General features: G+C 66.0%; 11 protein-coding genes and 1 tRNA gene. 5 read left to right on the forward strand and 7 right to left on the reverse strand.

What is annotated here, in order from left to right:
* Position 1: 1 nt before the first annotated feature.
* The 5 genes from MTX35_RS14850 to MTX35_RS14870 form a co-directional block, all read right to left on the reverse strand.
* The gene (locus MTX35_RS14850; protein WP_243595711.1) at positions 2-1,486 is read right to left on the reverse strand and encodes a penicillin-binding protein 2; all 1,485 of its coding nucleotides are present in this window, start codon (positions 1,484-1,486) and stop codon (positions 2-4) included.
* A complete protein-coding gene (locus tag MTX35_RS14855) occupies positions 1,483-2,940 on the reverse strand; it encodes an FtsW/RodA/SpoVE family cell cycle protein (RefSeq protein WP_243595712.1) in 1,458 nt (485 codons plus the stop codon). Before MTX35_RS14855 ends, MTX35_RS14850 begins: the two co-directional genes overlap by 4 nt.
* A complete protein-coding gene (locus MTX35_RS14860; protein WP_243595713.1) occupies positions 2,937-4,376 on the reverse strand; it encodes a PP2C family serine/threonine-protein phosphatase in 1,440 nt (479 codons plus the stop codon). Before MTX35_RS14860 ends, MTX35_RS14855 begins: the two co-directional genes overlap by 4 nt.
* A complete protein-coding gene (locus MTX35_RS14865; protein ID WP_037195344.1) occupies positions 4,373-4,837 on the reverse strand; it encodes an FHA domain-containing protein in 465 nt (154 codons plus the stop codon). The genes MTX35_RS14860 and MTX35_RS14865 overlap by 4 nt, the downstream gene beginning before the upstream one ends.
* 145 nt (positions 4,838-4,982) lie before the next feature.
* Positions 4,983-6,434, reverse strand: coding sequence for a DUF3662 and FHA domain-containing protein (locus MTX35_RS14870; protein WP_243595714.1), 1,452 nt, complete (start codon positions 6,432-6,434; stop codon positions 4,983-4,985).
* A 207-nt stretch (positions 6,435-6,641) separates the two neighbouring features.
* On the opposite strand from MTX35_RS14870, the gene MTX35_RS14875 reads away from it, so the two are divergent.
* The 4 genes from MTX35_RS14875 to MTX35_RS14890 all read left to right on the forward strand — a co-directional run bounded on the left by MTX35_RS14875 (position 6,642) and on the right by MTX35_RS14890 (position 14,272).
* Positions 6,642-6,727, forward strand: a tRNA-Leu gene (locus tag MTX35_RS14875).
* 405 nt (positions 6,728-7,132) lie between these two features.
* On the forward strand, positions 7,133-11,722 hold the full coding sequence (gene gltB / locus MTX35_RS14880) for a glutamate synthase large subunit (protein WP_243595715.1): 4,590 nt from the start codon (positions 7,133-7,135) through the stop codon (positions 11,720-11,722).
* Positions 11,715-13,166: a glutamate synthase subunit beta gene (locus MTX35_RS14885; protein ID WP_243595716.1), complete on the forward strand. Its 1,452-nt coding sequence runs from the start codon at positions 11,715-11,717 to the stop codon at positions 13,164-13,166. The genes gltB and MTX35_RS14885 overlap by 8 nt, the downstream gene beginning before the upstream one ends.
* 200 nt (positions 13,167-13,366) lie before the next feature.
* Positions 13,367-14,272, forward strand: coding sequence for a cutinase family protein (locus MTX35_RS14890; RefSeq protein WP_243595717.1), 906 nt, complete (start codon positions 13,367-13,369; stop codon positions 14,270-14,272).
* On the opposite strand, the gene MTX35_RS14895 is transcribed toward MTX35_RS14890, so the two are convergent.
* Positions 14,251-15,777 (reverse strand): MFS transporter, encoded by a 1,527-nt coding sequence (locus MTX35_RS14895; RefSeq protein WP_243595718.1) that lies wholly within the window; start codon positions 15,775-15,777, stop codon positions 14,251-14,253. The two genes, MTX35_RS14890 and MTX35_RS14895, sit on opposite strands and share 22 nt — an antisense overlap.
* A gap of 99 nt (positions 15,778-15,876) precedes the next feature.
* Between MTX35_RS14895 and MTX35_RS14900 the strand changes: the two genes are divergently transcribed.
* Positions 15,877-16,173: a putative quinol monooxygenase gene (locus tag MTX35_RS14900; protein WP_243595719.1), complete on the forward strand. Its 297-nt coding sequence runs from the start codon at positions 15,877-15,879 to the stop codon at positions 16,171-16,173.
* On the opposite strand, the gene MTX35_RS14905 is transcribed toward MTX35_RS14900, so the two are convergent.
* The gene (locus MTX35_RS14905; protein WP_243595720.1) at positions 16,108-17,613 is read right to left on the reverse strand and encodes a phage infection protein; all 1,506 of its coding nucleotides are present in this window, start codon (positions 17,611-17,613) and stop codon (positions 16,108-16,110) included. The two genes, MTX35_RS14900 and MTX35_RS14905, sit on opposite strands and share 66 nt — an antisense overlap.
* Positions 17,614-17,644: the final 31 nt, after the last annotated feature.

Below are 17,644 nucleotides of genomic sequence, written 5' to 3' on the forward strand. Positions count from 1 at the left end.
GTCACCTCCCCTGCAATGCGGCTGCGATGACGGCGCGCCCGATGGGTGCGGCCACGGATCCGCCGGTCGCGGCCAGGGCTCGGTCGCCGCCGTCCTCGACGATCACGGCGATGGCGACCTTCGGATCGTTCGCGGGCGCGAATCCGATGTACCAGGCGTGCGGCGGAGTGTTGCGTGGGTCGGAACCGTGTTCTGCGGTACCGGTTTTCGACGCGATCTGTACGCCGGGGATCTTGCCCTCGCCGCTGGTGTTGTTCTCGGAGCCGATCATCAGGTCGGTCAGCGTGGCCGCGGTATCGGAGCTGATGGCCTCTCCCATGGACTTGGGCTGGTAGCTCGACAGGTCCGACAGGTCGGGAGACTGCAACTGCCGCACCAGGTTCGGGGCCATCCGCACGCCGCCGTTGGCGACGGTGGCCGCGATGACCGCGTCCTGCAGAGGCGTCAGCGCAACGTCTCGCTGGCCGATGCTGGACTGGCCGAGGGCGGCGTCGTCGTCGATGGGTCCGATGGTGCTGTCGGCGACGGTGAGCGGAATGGTGGTGTCCTCACCGATGCCGAACGCTGCTGCGGTGTCGCGCATCCCGTCCACTCCGGTGTCGATGCCGAGCTCGACGAAGGCGGTATTGCACGAGCGCGCGAAAGCCTCACGCAGCGTTGCCGTCTGGCCACCCCCGCACGTCGAACCGTTGTAGTTCTCCAGCGTCGTCGAGGTTCCCGGCAGCGTGATGTTCGACGCGGCCGTGAGTTGATCGTCCGGTGTCGCGCCTGCTTCGAGAGCGGCGGCGGTGGTGATCACCTTGAATGTCGATCCCGGTGGGTAGGTCTGCGAGATGGCCCGGTTCACCATCGGCTTCTCGGGATCGTTGCTCAGGTTCTCCCATGCCGTCGTCGTGGTGCTGCCGTCGTGGCTGGCCAACAGGTTGGGGTCGTAGCTCGGTGTGCTGGCCATGGCCAGAATGTTGCCGGTGGCGGGGTCGAGAGCCACGACCGAACCGGTGTAGCCCTTGGCTGTCAGCTGGTCGTATGCGACTTGCTGGACGACGGGGTCGATGGTGGTGACGACGTTGCCGCCGCGGGGATCTCGGCCCGAGATGAGGTCGAACAGCCGTCCGCCGAAGAGGCGATCGTCCGAGCCGTTGAGCACCGGGTCCTCGGCGCGTTCGAGGCCGCTGCTCGAGTACAACATCGAGTAGTAGCCGGTGATCGGCGCGTTGGCCTGCGGGCTGGCCGGGGAGATCGAATTCTGGGGGTAGGTACGCAGGTACTTGTAGCGGTCGTCGGTGGGGACCGAGGATGCCAGTACCTGACCGCCCGCCGAGATCTGACCACGTTGGCGCGAGTACTCGTCGAGCAGAACGCGCGAGTTTCTCGGGTCGGTACGCAGATCGTCCGCCTTGATGACCTGAAGGTAGGTGGCGTTGGCGAGCAACGCGACGACCATGACCATCACGGCGATGGATACGCGGCGCAAGGGTGTGTTCATGCGCGCTTCACCATCTCGGTGGGTGCCTCCGCGATGGGTGCTGCCGGAGCGGGCTTCTTCTTGGGCGTTGCCGGCTCACGGGCTGCGTCGGAGATCTTGATCAGCAGTGCGAGCAGCAGGTAGTTGGCGAGAAGCGAAGATCCTCCGTAGGACAGATACGGCGTGGTGAGGCCGGTGAGCGGAATGAGCTTGGTGACGCCGCCGACGACGACGAACAACTGGATCGCGATGGTGAACGACAGACCGGCGGCCAACAGCTTGCCGAAGCTGTCGCGGACGGCGAGCGCTGTGCGCATACCGCGAATGATGAACAGCAAGTACAGGATCAGGACCGCGGTCAGGCCGATGAGACCGAGTTCTTCTCCGACAGTCGCGATGATGAAGTCGGTCTTGGCGAACGGAACCTGAGAGGGGCGGCCACTGCCGAGCCCGGTACCCGCCAGCCCGCCGGTGGCGAAGCTGAACATCGACTGGACGATCTGGTAACCGGTGTCGTTGTAGTCGTCGAACGGGCGCAGCCAGGTGTCGGTACGGATCTTGACGTGGCCGAACACCTGGTACGCGAACAGGAACCCGACGAGGAGCAGGCCGAACCCGATGATCAGCCAGCCGACGCGCTCGGTGGCGATGTAGATCATCACCAGCACGGTTCCGAAGATCAGTAGGGACGTGCCGAGGTCCTTCTCGAACACCAGCACGCCGACGGAGACGATCCACACGACCAGGATCGGCCCGAGGTCGCGGGCCCGTGGGAAGTCCATTCCGAGGAAGTGCTTGCCGGCGACGGTGAACAGTTCGCGCTTGGCGACCAGCAGCGATGCGAAGAAGATGAGCAGCAGGATCTTCGCGAACTCCCCGGGCTGAATGCTGAAGCCGGGCAGTCTGATCCAGATCTTCGATCCGTTGACCTCGGAGAACGCAGACGGGAGCATCGCCGGAATGGCGAGCAGCACCAGGCCGGCGAGGCCGACGGTGTAGCCGTAGCGAGCCAGCGTACGGTAGTCGCGCAGCAGCACCAGCAACGCGACGAAGCCGGCGATCGCCAGTGTCGTCCACAGCACCTGCTGGTTGGCATCGGGCGACGGAATGGGGTTGCCGAGATACTGCGCCTGTTGCTCGTCGGCCAGGTCGAGTCGGTGAATGAGCACCAGACCGAGGCCGTTGAGCAGCGCCACGATCGGGAGCAGCAGCGGATCCGCATAGGGCGCAAAACGCCGGACGGCAAGGTGGGCCACCGTCATCAGCGCGAGGTATGCGACCGCGTACTTCGCCAGATCCCAGGTGATGGTCTGTTCCTGACTGGCTTCCACCAGTACCAGGGAGATCGTGGTGATCAGCACCGCTGCACCGAGCAGAAGCAGCTCGACGCCACGTCGGTTGGATTGAATCGGTGCGGGCGCGAACCCTCCGGGCGGACTCGGGAACGACCCTCCCGTGGACGCAGTGGAACTCATCGAGTACCGGTCCTGCAGTTCTGGCCGGGAACCTGCGGAACCGTCGGTGCCGGTACCTCGGTGGTGGTCGGTGCGGCCTCGGGAACGGGTTCCGCGGCGGGGGGCAACGGCACCCCGGGTGGCGGGATGATCGCCGTCGGAGACGGTTCGACGGTCGTGGTGACGACGGGCTCGGTCTCGCACACCTGAAGCAGGTCGCCGGCGGCCAGCCGCTCGACCTGGCCGCGCGCGTCGTCGAGGGATCCCGACGGCAACCCGGCCGTGACCTGCTCACGTGCTGCCGGCAGAAGATCGTCGATCTCGAACGGAACGCAGTTCGCCGGAGCGTCGTTCGGGGCGGTCAAGGTGACGGTACCGTCGTCGTCCAGGCAACCCACCAGTTCCACGCTCTGCAGCGAGTAGCCGAGAACCGAACCTGGCAGACCGCGTAGCACCGTCACCTTGCTGTTGTCGGCACCGACGTAGTAGTTGCCCTTGATGATCGAATTGGCAACGAGCGCACCGATTCCCGCCAGCACCACCAGGGTCAGGGCGATCAACGTCCAGCGCAGCTTGTGCGACTTCTTCTCGGGGGTGACGACGGGGCTGGTGACGCGCTTGGGCGTCGAGCGGGGGGGACGCATCGCTGCGGCCCGCCCTGCTGCGGTGTTGGGCGGAGGGGCGTCCTCCTCGTCCTCGGTGCTGGCGGCACCGCCGAGGATCGGGTGGCTCTGGCCGTAGTCGAGGTCGATCACGTCGGCGACGACGACCGTCACGTTGTCCGGGCCACCACTGCGAAGAGCGAGTTCGATGAGACGGTCCGCGCAGGGTCCCGTCTCGCCCTCGTTCATGGTGTTCTCGATGGTCTCGTCGCTGACGACGTCCGAGAGGCCGTCGGAGCACAGCAGATAGCGGTCGCCCGCTCGGACCTCTCGCACGGTGAGCGTGGGTTCGATCTCGTTGCCGGTGAGGGCCCGCATGATCAGCGAACGCTGCGGGTGCGTGTGGGCCTGCTCGGCGGTGATGCGGCCCTCGTCGACGAGCGACTGGACGAAGGTGTCGTCACGGGTGATCTGGGTGAGCGAGCCGTCACGCAGCATGTATGCGCGTGAATCGCCGATGTGTACCAGGCCGATTCGCTTGCCCGCGAACAGGATTGCCGTCAGCGTGGTGCCCATGCCGTCGAGCTCGGGTTCGTCCTCGACCTGATCGGCGATCGACGCGTTGCCTTCACGGGTCGCCGCCTCGAGCTTGCCCAGCAGATCCTCACCGGGCTCGTCGTCGTCGAGGTGAGCAAGCGCGGCAATCATCAACTGCGAGGCCACTTCACCGGCGGCATGGCCACCCATGCCGTCGGCCAACGCCAGCAGCCGAGCCCCGGCATACACGGAGTCCTCGTTGTTGGAGCGAACCAGACCACGATCGCTGCGGGCGGCGTAGCGAAGGACGAGGGTCACGGGCGCAACTCGATCACGGTCTTGCCGACACGGACGGGGGTTCCCAGGGGCACGCGAACTGCGGTGGTCACCTTCGCTCGGTCGAGGTAGGTGCCGTTGGTCGAACCGAGGTCTTCGACGTACCAGTCGCCGCCGCGGGGCGAGATGCGTGCGTGCCGTGTCGACGAATAGTCGTCTGTCAGAACGAGAGTCGAGTCGTCCGCGCGTCCGATGAGCACGGGTTGCGTGCCGAGGGAGATGCGCGTTCCGGCGAGGCCGCCCTGGGTCACCACGAGGTACTTGGCCACCTTCTGCTTGTTGAACGACGGAAGAACTTTCGAGCCACCCGAGTAGCGGGCAGGCACTCGCATGCCCGCGGCCGCGTAGATGTCACTGCGGAGGGTGCGAAGGACCGCCCAGACGAAGAACCACAGCAGGAGCAGAAAGCCTGCCCTGGTCAGTTGCAGAATCAATCCCTGCACGACGATTCACCTCCTCCTTCGCGATCGGACCTGCATTCCGCACACATCGAGGTTGCGGCGCGGCAGACATGGTTGCCTCGCAGCATCATAGGGTGAAGTCGCTCGTGTGGACGACATACGGGTGGACGAGCGTGCGAGTCGACCGTCAGACGATCCGGACCAGAATTTCGGAGTGCCCGGCCCGAATCACGTCGCCGTCGGCCAGTTGCCAATCCTGCACCGGAGCGCCGTTGACGGTGGTGCCGTTGGTGGAACCGAGGTCGGAGAGCATGGCCACGCGGCCGTCCCAACGGATCTCGATGTGGCGACGCGAGACCCCGGTGTCGGGGAGCCGGAACTGCGCGTCCTGGCCCCGGCCGATGATGTTCTGACCGTCCCGTAGCTGGAAGTAGCGGCCACTGCCGTCTTCGAGCTGCAACGTCGCGGCGAGTGCCTGACTCTGACCCGCGTACGAGGCGGGCTGGTCGTAGCCGTATCCGTCGCCACGATCGCCCGAGCCCTGCGGGTAGCCGCGGCCGTAGGCGGCCTGGGCAGGCGGGTAGTCGTAGGCAGCCTGCTGGTACCCGGGCTGCTGGTAACCGGCCGCCTGAGGCTCGGCGTACCGACCGGCAGGCTCGCTGTACGCCTGCTCCTGGTAGGGAGCCTCGGAATATGCAGCACCACCCTGCTCGGCACCGTTGTAGTCGTAGCCCTGGCCGTTGTAGCCCTGGGCGTCGTACCCCTGAGCGTTGTAGCCCTGGGCGTCGTAGCCCTGAGCGTTGTAGCCCTGGGCGTCGTAGCCCTGCTCCTGGCCGTGGGGTGCGCCGTAGGCGTGGGGGTCGTAGCCCTGCTCCTGGCCTGCGGCGGCGCTGTAGGCCTGACCCTGCTCGCCATACGGCTGCTGGTCGTAGCCCTGGGGGTTGTACGGCTGCTGCTGGTCGTAGCGCGGGTCGTAGTCGGCGGGCGCGTACGCCTGGGCGTCGTACCCGTTCTGCTCGCGCGCGGCGTAGCGCGGATCCTGGCCACCGGTGTAACCGTTGCGCTCGCGCGGATCGGAACGATGACCGTCCGCGGGATCGCGCTGCGGGTCGTAGCCTGGGTTCTGCGTCATGGGGCCGGCTCCTGGTATCGACATCGGTGGGGCAGACGGTCGCTGCGTAGCTGAAGGAACGGCACTGGGTGCTGCTGGTACCGACGCGCCCTGCTGCGCGGACCCTTTCCGTGCAGCAGTCGCCGATCGTCCCACATCGGGATCGACCGAGCCAGCGGCCCGAAACTGCCCGGTATGGAGAGTGGGCGACGGCTCGAAGCGAACCACCACGTCACCGTAGGTCTGCCACCCCTGATCTCGGATGTAATCGTCGAGGTGGCGGGAAAATGCCTTGACCGTGAGTTCACGATCGCCGGCGAGCTCGTCGTGGTCCGAGCTGTTGATGGTGATCACGTAGCTGTTGGGTGCCAGAAGGTGGCCGCCGTCGAGGGGCCGAACCAGATCCGACGCCTCCTGCTGGAGTGCCGCCTCCACCTCCGCGGGTACGACGCCTCCGCCGAACACGCGGGCGAAGACGTCGCCGACAGCGCCTTGGAGTTTCCGTTCGAAACGCTGAACGATGCCCATCGTGACCCCTCCTCTCACTGTGTTCTTCCACCGTGTGGTGCCTGCTGGGGAGCAGGCTGCGTCGGCCGCGTGTCATCACGAAGTCGCGCTGCCAGCATGATATACGGTGCGGCCGACGGAGACCGCGTGCCGCCGTCGCCCTCAGGGAGCTGAAGGCGGCGATTTTCGACCGCGGCAGGGTGCGTGTTAGTGTTCTCGCCGTCACCCGGGCGGGTGGCGGAATGGCAGACGCGCTGGCTTCAGGTGCCAGTGTCCTTCGGGACGTGGGGGTTCAAGTCCCCCTCCGCCCACCACACTGGCCGCAGCTGATTCGATCGCTGCGGCCAGTAGTTTTTTCCGGGCTCAATTGTCTTACAGGCGTGTAGTTCTCGGCCGATGTCGGCATCGGTATCGGAATGATGTCCGCAGGGTGGTCTCGGCAGCGCGAATTCGCTGGTGAACGCCGATAATAGGTTTACCTTATTTGCGGGGGCACCCAGGTACTGACTTATCGTTCGTAGTTGGATAGGCCTCATCACGGCCGAATCCGCCCCGACCTCACTTTTCTACCACGCGCCCACCCGCTCGTGCAGAGGAAAGCGTCGACGATCGACAGGTGCAGCTTCAACGGCGAGGACGCACCGCAGGCCGTTCGCGCAGCCGGTTACACCACACCGTCGCCGACGAGTATCAAGGCTGGACTTATCCGAAGGCTAGGTATGAAGCACACTCCGGGCCCGCAAGGCCTCTACGACCCCGCCAACGAACACGACTCCTGTGGTGTCGCGTTCGTGGTGGACATGCACGGTCGACGCAGTCGCGACATCGTCGAGAAGGCGATCACCGCTCTGGTCAACCTCGAGCACCGCGGTGCTGCCGGCTCCGAACCGAACACCGGTGACGGCGCGGGCATTCTGATCCAGGTTCCGGACGCGTTCTTCCGCGCCGTCGTAGATTTCGAGCTCCCCGCGCCCGGTGCCTACGCAACCGGTGTCGCGTTTCTGCCGCAGGGCCGCAGTGACGCAGCGCGGGCGTGCGAGGGTGTCGAGCGCATCGTCGAGAGCGAGGGCCTGACGGTCCTCGGGTGGCGTGAGGTTCCCACCGACGACTCCTCCCTCGGCGCACTGGCGCGCGACGCGATGCCGACCTTCCGTCAGTTGTTCCTCGCCGCTCCCGACGCCTCGATCACCGATCTGGACCTCGAGCGTCGTGCGTTCGTCATCCGCAAGCGGGTCGAGCACGAGCTGGGCGAAGAGGGCGCGGGCAAGGACGGCCCCGGCCGCGAAACCGTGTACTTCCCGTCGCTGTCCTCGCAGACGTTCGTCTACAAGGGCATGCTGACCACGCCTCAGCTCAAGGGCTTCTACCTCGACCTGCAGGACGAGCGCGTGGAAAGTGCACTCGGGCTTGTGCATTCGCGTTTCTCGACCAACACGTTCCCGTCGTGGCCGCTGGCGCACCCCTTCCGACGCGTCGCCCACAACGGCGAGATCAACACCGCCACCGGCAACGAGAACTGGATGCGTGCCCGCGAGGCGCTCATCACGTCCGACGTGTTCGGCGGTTCCGAGGCCCTCGAGAAGATCTTCCCCGTGGTCACCCACGGAGCAAGTGACACAGCACGATTCGACGAGGTCCTCGAGCTGCTGCACCTCGGTGGTCGCAGCCTGCCGCACGCCGTGCTCATGATGATTCCCGAGGCGTGGGAGCGGCACGAGTCGATGGACCCCGCACGTCGGGCGTTCTACAAGTACCACTCCTCACTGATGGAGCCCTGGGACGGACCGGCCTCGGTGTGCTTCACCGACGGCACCGTCATCGGAGCGGTCCTCGACCGCAACGGCCTGCGCCCGAGCCGGCTGTGGGTCACCGACGACGGCTTGGTCGTCATGGCGTCCGAGGTCGGCGTTCTCGACATCGACCCGTCCAAGGTCGTCCGCAAGGTTCGCCTGCAGCCCGGTCGGATGTTCCTCGTGGACACCGCGCAGGGCCGCATCGTCTCCGACGACGAGATCAAGGACGAGCTCGCCGCCGAGCATCCGTACCAGCAGTGGCTCGACGAGGGCCTGACCTCGATCGACGATCTCCCCGAGCGCCCGCACGTGCACATGCCGCACGATCGCGTGCTCATCCGTCAGCAGATCTTCGGGTACACCACCGAGGAACTGAACGTGCTGGTCTCGCCCATGGCGAAGGCCGGTGCCGAGGCCATCGGTTCGATGGGTACCGATACCCCGATCGCCGTGCTGTCGGCTCGGCCGCGGATGTTGTTCGACTACTTCTCGCAGCTGTTCGCGCAGGTCACCAACCCGCCGCTCGACGCGATCCGCGAAGAGATCGTCACCAGTCTCGGCGGCACCATCGGACCCGAGGGCGATCTGCTCAACCCGGGTGCCGACGGGTGCAAGCAGATCGTGCTGCCGCAGCCGATCCTGCACAACGACGACCTCGCCAAGCTCGTACACATCAACGACGAGGGCACTCAGGAAGAACTTCGCTCGGTGGTCGTGCGTGGTCTCTACCCGGTGTCCGAGGGCGGTGAAGGTCTGCGAAAGTCGTTGGAGGCCATCCGCGCTCAGGTTTCTGCGGCCATCTCCGGTGGCGCGCGGATCATCGTGCTCTCGGACCGCGAGTCGAGCGAGAAGCTCGCTCCGATCCCGTCGCTGCTGCTGACCTCCGCGGTGCACCATCACCTGGTGCGCGAGAAGACCCGCACCAAGGTGGGTCTGATCATCGAGGCCGGTGACGCCCGCGAGGTCCATCACATGGCGCTGCTCATCGGTTTCGGTGCGGCAGCGGTCAACCCGTACATGGCGTTCGAGTCGATCGAGGACATGATCGAGCGCGGTGCCCTCACCGACATCGAATTCGACAAGGCCGTCTCCAACTACATCAAGGCCGCGGGTAAGGGCGTGCTGAAGGTGATGTCCAAGATGGGCATCTCCACTCTCGCGTCGTACACCGGTGCTCAGCTGTTCCAGGTCATCGGCCTGTCGCAGGAACTGGTCGACGAGTACTTCACCGGGCTCAACAGTCATCTCGGCGGTATCGATCTCGACCAGGTCGCCGACGACGTCGCAGCGCGGCACGCGGTGGCGTACCTGGACAACCGTCAGGAGCGCGCGCACCGCGAGCTCGAGACCGGTGGCGAATACCAGTGGCGTCGGGAAGGGGAGTACCACCTCTTCAACCCGGACACGGTGTTCAAGCTGCAGCACTCCACCCGCACCGGTCAGTACGACGTCTTCAAGGAATACACGAAGATGGTCGACGACCAGTCCGAGCGTCTGGCATCCCTGCGCGGCCTGTTCCGCTTCAAGACCGAAGAGCGCCAAGCCATTTCGATCGACGAGGTCGAGCCGGCCAGCGAGATCGTCAAGCGGTTCTCCACGGGTGCGATGAGCTACGGGTCCATCTCGGCCGAGGCGCACGAGACCCTCGCCATCGCCATGAACCGACTCGGCGGACGTTCGAACTCCGGTGAGGGCGGCGAGGACGTCTCGCGATTCGAGCCGGACGAGAACGGTGACTGGCGACGCAGTGCCATCAAGCAGGTCGCGTCGGGACGTTTCGGCGTCACCTCGCACTACCTGACCAACTGCACCGACATCCAGATCAAGATGGCGCAGGGAGCCAAGCCCGGTGAGGGCGGCCAGCTTCCGGCGCACAAGGTGTATCCGTGGGTCGCCGAGGTTCGACACTCGACGCCCGGCGTCGGCCTGATCTCGCCGCCGCCGCACCACGACATCTACTCGATCGAGGATCTGGCGCAGCTGATCCACGACCTGAAGAACGCCAACCCGCAGGCCCGCATCCACGTGAAGCTGGTCTCCGAGGTCGGTGTCGGAACGGTCGCGGCCGGTGTGTCCAAGGCGCACGCCGACGTGGTGCTCATCTCGGGCCACGACGGTGGCACCGGCGCAACGCCGTTGACGTCGGTCAAGCATGCGGGTGGACCGTGGGAGCTCGGTCTGGCCGAGACCCAGCAGACGTTGTTGCTCAACGGTCTTCGCGATCGCATCGTCGTCCAGGTGGACGGTCAGCTCAAGACCGGCCGCGATGTCATGGTTGCCGCACTGCTCGGCGGTGAGGAGTTCGGCTTCGCCACAGCTCCACTCGTCGTCTCGGGCTGCATCATGATGCGCGTCTGCCACCTCGATACCTGCCCCGTCGGTGTCGCAACGCAGAACCCGTTGCTGCGCAAGCGTTTCGCGGGTAAGCCGGAGTTCGTCGAGAACTTCTTCATGTTCATCGCCGAAGAGGTGCGCGAGCTCATGGCCGAGCTCGGCTTCCGCACACTCGACGAGGCCGTCGGCCAGGTGGGTCTGCTCGACACCACCGCGGCCAAGGAACACTGGAAGGCGTCCAAGCTGGATCTGTCGCCGATCCTCGAAGAGGTCGAGTCGGCTTTCATGAACCAGAACCTGTACAACACGGGGGTCCAGGATCACGGACTCGACAAGGCACTCGACCAGCAGCTCATCTCGGCCAGCCGCAACGCGCTGGACAAGGGCGAGAAGGTCGCGTTCGAGTCCAAGATCACCAACGTCAACCGCACCGTCGGCACGATGCTCGGGCACGAGGTCACCAAGGCCTACGGCGGCGTCGGACTCCCGGACGACACCATCGACATCACGTTCACCGGCTCGGCCGGCAACAGTTTCGGTGCATTCGTCCCGTCCGGAATGACACTCCGACTGAACGGCGACGCCAACGACTTCGTCGGTAAGGGACTCTCCGGTGGACATCTCGTGCTGCGGCCGTCGTTGAACGCTCCGAAGGGATTCGTCGCCGAGGACAACATCATCGGTGGCAACGTGTTCCTGTTCGGTGCCACCAGCGGTGAGGCGCTCATCCGCGGGGTCGTCGGCGAGCGGTTCGCGGTTCGCAACTCCGGCGCGGAAGCCGTCGTCGAAGGCGTCGGCGACCACGGGTGCGAGTACATGACCGGCGGCAAGGTCGTCATTCTCGGCACGACGGGCCGGAACTTCGGTGCAGGCATGTCCGGCGGCGTTGCGTTCGTCTTCGACCCGGACAAGACGTTCGAGGCCAATCTCAACACCGAGTTGGTCGACATCGAGGAGCTCGAAGGTGACGAGTTCACCTGGCTGAAGGACATCGTCACCCGTCATCAGGAGCAGACCGGCTCCGAGGTGGCCGAGCGGATCCTCGCGGACTGGTCACAACAGGTGAACCACTTCGTGAAGGTCATGCCTCGCGATTACAAGAAGGTACTGCTGGCCATCTCCGAAGCCGAGAAGAACGGCGCGGACGTGGACGAAGCGATCATGGAGGCAGCTCGTGGGTGACCCACAGGGATTTTTGAAGAACACGGTTCGCGAGGTACCCAAGCGGCGGCCCGTCGACCTGCGCCTGATGGACTGGAAAGAGGTCTACGAGGACTTCTCGAAGGACACGCTGCGCACCCAGGCAAGTCGGTGCATGGACTGTGGTATTCCGTTCTGCCACAACGGCTGCCCGCTCGGGAACCTGATTCCCGAGTGGAACGACCTGGTGTTCAAGGACCGCTGGCGCGACAGCATCGATCGACTGCACGCCACCAACAACTTCCCGGAATTCACCGGGCGGTTGTGCCCGGCCCCGTGCGAGGCGGCCTGTGTCCTGGGCATCAACCAGGATCCGGTCACGATCAAGCAGGTCGAGGTCGAGATCATCGACAAGGCCTTCGAAGAGGGTTGGGTCACGCCGGTCTATCCGACGCACCTGACCGGTAGGACCGTCGCCGTCGTCGGCTCCGGACCCGCGGGACTTGCTGCAGCGCAGCAGCTGACCCGCGCCGGACATACCGTCACGGTGTTCGAGCGTGCCGATCGGATCGGTGGATTGCTGCGCTACGGCATCCCCGAGTTCAAGATGGAGAAGCGCCACATCGATCGACGGCTGGCGCAGATGGAGGCCGAGGGCACCGTCTTCCGCACCGGAGTCGATGTCGGCGTGGACATCTCGGCCGACGAACTGCGCGAGCAGTTCGACGCCGTCGTCCTCTCCGGCGGTGCCACCGCCTGGCGCGACCTGCCCATCGAGGGCCGCGAGCTCGATGGCATCTACCAGGCCATGGAGTTCCTGCCGCACGCCAATCGCGTCCAGCAGGGCGACTTCGCTGCACCGCCCGTCAGTGCCGAGGGCAAGAAGGTCGTCATCATCGGCGGCGGCGACACCGGGGCCGACTGCCTGGGCACCTCGCACCGTCAGGGTGCCGAGAGCGTCCACCAGTTCGAGATCATGGCCCGGCCGCCCGAGGAGCGTGCGACGTCCACCCCGTGGCCGACGTACCCGCTGATGTACCGGGTGGCGTCCGCACACGAGGAGGGCGGCGAACGCGTCTTCTCCGTCAACACCGAGCGTTTCGTCGGCGAAGACGGCAAGGTCACCGCGCTCGAAGCCTGTGAGGTCGAGTTCAAGGCAGGCAAGTTCGAGAAGGTCGAGGGCAGCGAGTTCACCCTCGAGGCCGATCTGGTTCTGCTCGCCATGGGATTCGTCGGACCCGACAAGGGCGGCCTGCTGACCGACCTGGGTGTCGACTTCAATCAGCGCGGCAACGTGGAGCGCACCAACGAGTGGGTCACCAACGTCCCCGGCGTGTTCGTCGCCGGAGACATGGGTCGCGGCCAGTCGCTCATCGTGTGGGCCATCGCCGAGGGCCGCTCCTGCGCGGCCGCCGTCGACACCTTCCTGCAGGGAGAAACGGCACTGCCGTCGCCGATCGTGCCGACCCAGGCACCGCAGCGGTAAATCGCTTTTCTTCACCGAGCTCGAAGTTATGGATGGATTACGGTTCGATCCCGTCCATAACTTCGAGCTCGGCTGCGTTTCATGACCTCGCCCACGCGGTTACGTCCGTTAACCATGTGGGCATCTGATGGTCACAGGCCGCTGTCATTGTGGTGATCGAACAGAAGAAGCGTTCGATCACCCAGTGAGGCCCCCTCCCCATGAGTGTCAAGAAGATCTGCGCCGGTATCGGCGTCGCAGCAGCGGTTGCGTCGGGCATCGTCGTCGGAGCGGCATCGCCCGCCGCCGCCGATCCGGCCGATTGCCCGACGATGTATGTCGTCGCCATTCCGGGCACCTGGGAGACCAGCTCGGGCGCGGCACCGAAGCCGGGGATGCTCACCGACGTCACCGATCGTCTCGGTAGCGATATCCGCACCGACTACGTCTCGTATCCCGCTACCGCGTTCCCGTGGGAGGGCGAGGTGTACGGGCAGTCCCGCGCTGCGGCCGTCGCCAACGCGGGCGGAATGTTGAAAGCCATGGCAGATCGTTGTGGCACAACGAAACTCGGCATCATCGGCTACAGCCAGGGCGCCGACGCGGCCGGCGATCTCGCCGCCGCCATCGGCACCGGAGTCGGCGTGGTGCCCGCGGACAGGGTGGTGGCAGTGGGCTTGATCTCCGACCCGAAGCGCTCCGATACCGATGCTCTGGTGGGGCCGGCCGTGGTCGGAACCGGTGTCGGCGGACCGCGGGTCGGCGGATTCGGCTATGTCAGCCCCGTGGTGCGGACGTTCTGTGCCGTCGGCGATCTGTACTGCTCGACGCCCAAGGACGACTACGTCGCGCGGTTGGCCGGCTTCTTGGCCGTCTCGTCCAACCCCGCGCCCGACGTCGCCGACCAGTACTCGCAGGAAGCGCAGTCCCTGATCTCCGATCTCGCAGCAGCCGGTGGGTTGCCGGTGCTGCAGGGCCAGCTCTCGGACCAGGCCAACGAACAGCGCCGCCGGGAGATCGAGGCGTTCTACCGTTCCGGAATTCACCAGGAGTACCAGAGCTACGACGTCGAGAACGGCCGGTCCGCGACGCGATGGTTGGCGCGCTACCTCGCCGACGCGGTCTGACGGCGGAGCAGCACGAAGACCGCCACCGCACTGACGGCCATCAGACCGGCGCTCCAGCCGGCCGCGAGATTGAAGCCGTCGATGAACGACGAGTTGGCAACGGCGGTCAGTTGCGAGCCGAACGGTTCCGGTAGGTAGTCGGCGACGGCGATGGCACCGCCGATGGTTTCTCTGGCGGGGTCGGCTATCTCGGAAGGCGTCCCCACCGGGATGACGTCCTCCATACGGTGGCGGTAGACGGTGCTGCCGATCGTGCCGAGGATCGCGATGCCGACGGCCCCGCCCAATTCGGCTCCGGTCTCGGACAACGCCGATGCGGCACCGGCCTTTTCGGGAGCCGCGGCGGTGAGCACGATGTCGGAATTGAGCGTCGACGCTGCGCCGATACCGAAGGTCAACACGGCCATGCCGGTGAGCAGCAGCGGTAGCCCCGAGTCGGCGTTCACGAATACCATTGCCGTGCAACCGATGGCGATGGCCAACAGTCCGCCGGCGATGATCGTGCCCGTCCGGATCACCTTGCTCAGAGTCGGCGCGAGCACGGCACCGGCCGCGGCGGTGACGGCGGGAACGAGCAGCCACAGACCGGCTTCGAGCGGCCCGAGCCCGACGACGAGCTGTAGGTACTGAGACGCGAAGAGGCTGAATCCGGTCATGGCGAAGATGACCAGGAACTGCACCACGACCGCTGCGCTGAAGGCTCGTTCGGCGAAGAGCGTGACGTCGATCAGCGGGTTCGCGGCCCTGCGCTGCCGGAGGACGAACACCGTGCCCAGTGCCAGACCGGCGAGCGCGCTGACGCCCGCGGCGGTGTCGATTCCCTCCTGTGCGCCGTGCTTGATGGCGAAGACGATGGAGAGCATGGATGAGATCGCGAGGACCACGCTGATCGGGTCGAATCTGCCGGGGTCGGCGTCCTTGAACTCGGGCACCAGCAGTGGGGCAGCGACGAAGAGCACGACCATGATCGGGATGTTGATCAAGAACACCGAACCCCACCAGAAGTGTTCGAGCAGAACACCTCCGATGACGGGCCCCACCGCAGCTCCGCCCGCGAAACCGGCGGTCCACAGACCGATGGCCTCCTTGCGTTGAGCGGGATCGTGAAACATGTTGCGTATCAAAGAGAGTGTGCTCGGCGCGATGGTGGCTCCACCGATCCCCAGGAGAGCGCGTGCGGCGAGCAGCATTTCGGGGGAGGTGGAGAACGTTGCGGCGAGTGACGCGGCACCGAACACGACGGCGCCGATCATGAGCAGGGTGCGTCGGCCGATGCGATCGCCGAGCGAGCCCATGGTGATGAGGAGGCCGGCAAGCAGGAATCCGTAGATGTCGAGGATCCACAGCGTCTGGTTGCCGGTGGGTTCGAGATCGGCCGACATGAACGGCAGGGCGAGGTACAGCACCGACATGTCCATCGACACGACGAGAATCGGCACCACCAGCACTGCGAGGCCGAGCCAATCCTTCCTGGTGGCGCGTTGGTCGGTTGCCGTCTGGCTCACTGTGACTTCCCTTCCCGATTCGACACCTCAGCTTAGGTGGGTCGGGAGTACGTTCGGTGAGGAAATGTGTGTCTCGCCGAACGAAGGAAACAACACCTCATGGCCAACGATCTGAAGGTCGTCGCGACGATCATCGCCAAGCCGGATGCCGTCGACGCCGTGCGCGACGGCCTGACGGCCCTCGTCGCCGAATCACGGAAGGAAGACGGGAACGTCTCCTACGAGCTGTTCGAGTCTGCGGTGGAGGCGGGCACGTTCGTCACCATCGAGGTGTGGAAGTCGCAGGAGGACCTCGACGGTCACATGCAGACCCCGCACCTGCAGCAGGCGCTAAGCGAGTTCGGTGCCCATCTCGCGGCTCCGCCCGCCATCCATCCGCTCCGACCCGTCGGCTGAGTCACGTCGCGCGCTCGCGTACACCAGCGCCGAGACGGCCAGCAGGGCCACCGTCGCCGCGATCGCGAGCCAGCCGGTCCCGCTCATCTCGCCCGACGCGATGATGCGGGCACCGGCGGCGGTGTAGCTCATCGGCATGAACGCCGCCAGATCGCCCCAGATCGGTGCCGTCGACGCGTAGGCAAATCCGCAGACGACGACCTGCACCACGAGGGCGACGACGTTGACGATCTGCCCGACGACGGCACCGAGCACCCGTTGAATTGCTCCCGCTGCAGCGAGGTAGGCCGCGGCGGAGACGATCAGGAATGCGCCTGCACCGAGCACGGGCCCGAGAGCGGCATCGGTGGCGAAGGCGAACGCGACCGCGGCGCTGACGCCCACGGCGGCGACGGCGGCAACCACCGAGAGCACCCGTGGGCTGCTGTCCTTGCCGAGGACGCGCACGAGGCTGACGCATCCGAGAGCGCCGAGTGCCACGAGGGCGGCGATCAGGTACGGGGTGGCACCGGTGCCGGTGGTCGTGGACGTGGCTGCGACGTTCTGGTCGGAGGTGGCGTCGTCGGTGGCGGCCGTGGTGCCCGGCGGGAGTGCCGCGGAGGCGTCGCGCACGTTGGTGGCGATGCCGTTGACGATCCCCTCGACCGGCTCGACCGACGTCACGAGCTGATCGGTGCCGGCCTTGAGCTGCTGGCCACCGTCGTCGAGCTGGCCGAGTCCGTCACGCAACTGGACCGTGGCGTCGCCGAGCTGTGCGGTGGCACCGAGGAACTGACTGTTGGGGTCGTTGAGCTCGGTCGACAGCTGCTGAGCACCGCCCTTGAGGGTCTGCAGCTGAGCGAGGGTGTCGGGACCGAACGCCTGAGTGTTGAGGTTGTCGATCACTCCGCGGATCTCGCTGGAAATCGCGTCGGATCCCGGATGCGGGAAGCGATCGACCGTGTCTGCTGTGGCGGCCAGCTTTGCGGTGAAGTCGGCCTGCAGCGCGCCGAAGCCGGCGAGCTGGTCGACGACCTGGTCGACGCCACCGCTGATCTGCGACGCACCGTCCCCGAGCTGACCGATGCCGTCGCGGTACTGCCCGAACCCGTCGGCGAGCTGGATGGTTCCGTCGTGAGCCTGGGTGATGCCGTCGGCGAGCTGGCCGACGCCGTCGTTGAGCTGCGTTCCGCCTGCGGTCAGCTGACCGATGCCGCTGGAGAGAAACGTGATGGGCAGCGAGGCGCTGTTGAGGCTGCTCCTGGCCTTGGACAGGGGATCGGCCGTCTGCTGCTGAGGTGAGGGTGCCTGCTCGGTCCCGGCGGCGACGGTGGTGGTTTCAGCGGATTCGCCGCCGAGGTCGTAGCCGGTGCCGAGTGCGAATGCACCCACTGCCACCAGAGGGATCGCCAGTGCAGTGAGTGCAACGGCAGGACGTCGGAAGATACGCAATTCACCCATGATGAGTTCGAGGCTAACTGCCAGGTGCGGC

It is taken from the genome of Rhodococcus sp. ARC_M12 (genome assembly GCF_022810385.1).
Taxonomy (GTDB): domain Bacteria; phylum Actinomycetota; class Actinomycetes; order Mycobacteriales; family Mycobacteriaceae; genus Rhodococcoides; species Rhodococcoides navarretei.

Bases quoted from the DNA above. Each gene is read 5' to 3' on its own strand.
- MTX35_RS14850 (WP_243595711.1), bottom strand. From the start codon at position 1,486: ATGAACACACCCTTGCGCCGCGTATCCATCGCCGTGATGGTCATGGTC.
- MTX35_RS14855 (WP_243595712.1), bottom strand. From the start codon at position 2,940: ATGAGTTCCACTGCGTCCACGGGAGGGTCGTTCCCGAGTCCGCCCGGA.
- MTX35_RS14870 (WP_243595714.1), bottom strand. From the start codon at position 6,434: ATGGGCATCGTTCAGCGTTTCGAACGGAAACTCCAAGGCGCTGTCGGC.
- gltB (WP_243595715.1), top strand. From the start codon at position 7,133: ATGAAGCACACTCCGGGCCCGCAAGGCCTCTACGACCCCGCCAACGAA.
- MTX35_RS14890 (WP_243595717.1), top strand. From the start codon at position 13,367: ATGAGTGTCAAGAAGATCTGCGCCGGTATCGGCGTCGCAGCAGCGGTT.
- MTX35_RS14900 (WP_243595719.1), top strand. From the start codon at position 15,877: ATGGCCAACGATCTGAAGGTCGTCGCGACGATCATCGCCAAGCCGGAT.
- MTX35_RS14905 (WP_243595720.1), bottom strand. From the start codon at position 17,613: ATGGGTGAATTGCGTATCTTCCGACGTCCTGCCGTTGCACTCACTGCA.